Annotated in this window: 2 protein-coding genes and 1 pseudogene; all 3 read right to left on the reverse strand. The window is 56.0% G+C overall.

Annotated features, from left to right (window positions below):
• Positions 1-121, reverse strand: a pseudogene (locus tag ACRESJ_RS14650) (glycosyl transferase); the annotation flags it as partial.
• Positions 122-185: 64 nt separating this feature from the next.
• Positions 186-1148, reverse strand: a complete 963-nt coding sequence (locus ACRESJ_RS14655) for a UDP-glucose 4-epimerase family protein (protein WP_431758532.1) — start codon at positions 1146-1148, stop codon at positions 186-188.
• A 20-nt stretch (positions 1149-1168) separates the two neighbouring features.
• Positions 1169-1473, reverse strand: a 305-nt coding sequence (locus ACRESJ_RS14660; protein WP_431758533.1) for a UDP-N-acetylglucosamine 2-epimerase, incomplete at its 5' end; no start/stop codon positions are given.

The raw sequence follows: 1473 nt of genomic DNA on the forward strand, positions 1-1473 counted from the left end.
AATGTGAACTACGCGCGTTAGGAACATCTATCAAGCTGCGTGCCAATGCGTATTTGCGCAATGCACCGGTGCCCAAGAATGAAACACCCACCACCAACGCCAACAACCATATTGTGTTCAAAGGTCAACTTCCTGAAACAGCCAAAATCAATTCTGCAATTGAACCGGCACTGTCATAAATCAGCTTAGCGCTGCCTTTCCTTGTAGTAGTTGGCAGCCGAGACAAGCGCCTCATCGACGCTGACCGGAGGAGTCCAGCCCAGCAATTCCCGAGTTTTGCTTATATCGACTTGCAACGAACCGCACAGTCGTTGCGACAAAGCCTGCTTGCCCAGAAGCTGTGCACCGCGCTCAAGCAACACGCTCGGCACAGGCAGCAAGCGTGCAGGTTTACCCAACGCCTGCGCCATCCGCGTCAACAATTGTGTCGTGGACAAATCTTCCCCATCGCTGACGAGGAAGGTCTGATTGGCAGCGGCCGGATGGCGGATGCAGGTCACGATCAAATCAGAAAGATTGTCGAGCGCGACCAGGCTGCGCCGATTATGGATAGCCCCGAATGGCAAGGGTATTCCCTTGTCCAGCCAACGCATCATGTTCAGGAAGTTGGCTCTGACACCCGGGCCGTAAACCAGCACCGGACGGATGATCACCACTTCCATCCCGGAGACACTCGCAATTTCGCGCAGCCCTTGCTCGGCCTCCATTTTCGAAATGCCATACGGATCGCCAGGCGCGGGTGTCGCGTCAGCGAAGTAAGGCTGATTGAGCGGCGTACCTTCGCCATTCACCTTGATCGAACTGATGAACACAAAGCGCCGAACACCCAACGAGGCTGCTTGCCGAGCGAGGCTTAGAGTGCCCTCGACATTGACCTTACGAAACGCCTCCAGCGGATCGGATTCAGTGTCATTCATGACGTGAACGCGAGCCGCGCCATGAATGACAACCTCCACCTGATCCAGCGCCGGCGACCAATCGGTATCAGCGCTGAGCCCGGCGGTTCGAATGGTAGTAACGCGCGACGGACAGTCAGGCAAGGCGTGCCCACGAATGGCTGCCACCGGCTCCAGATCGTCAGAGGCCGCCAAACGGCCCAATACTGCGCGACCAACGAAACCCGTAGCACCTGTCAATAAAACACGCATTTTTGAAACCTCGACGACGCTCAGGATTTCGACCAGACAGTACGATTGATGTAGTCGGTGTAACTCAGCACGACCCGAACTACCTGCTTCGACACAGGACCTGCCTGGTAATCCCTCACGACCGGGATAACACGCTGAGTACGATCGTGTTGGCTGGTTACCACACGTACGGCATCCAGAACGCCTTCCACTTTCAGGCCACTCATGATGAGGGTGCCCTCATCCATCCCTTCTGGGCGCTCGTGCGCATTACGAATAGTAATGGCAGGCAAATTCAGAAGAGAGGCTTCCTCGGTGATGGTGCCGCTGTCGGACAGCACGCAGA

Source organism: Pseudomonas sp. (assembly GCF_050739655.1).
In the GTDB taxonomy this organism is placed as follows: Bacteria; Pseudomonadota; Gammaproteobacteria; order Pseudomonadales; family Pseudomonadaceae; genus Aquipseudomonas.

Bases quoted from the DNA above. Each gene is read 5' to 3' on its own strand.
- ACRESJ_RS14655 (WP_431758532.1), bottom strand. From the start codon at position 1,148: ATGCGTGTTTTATTGACAGGTGCTACGGGTTTCGTTGGTCGCGCAGTA.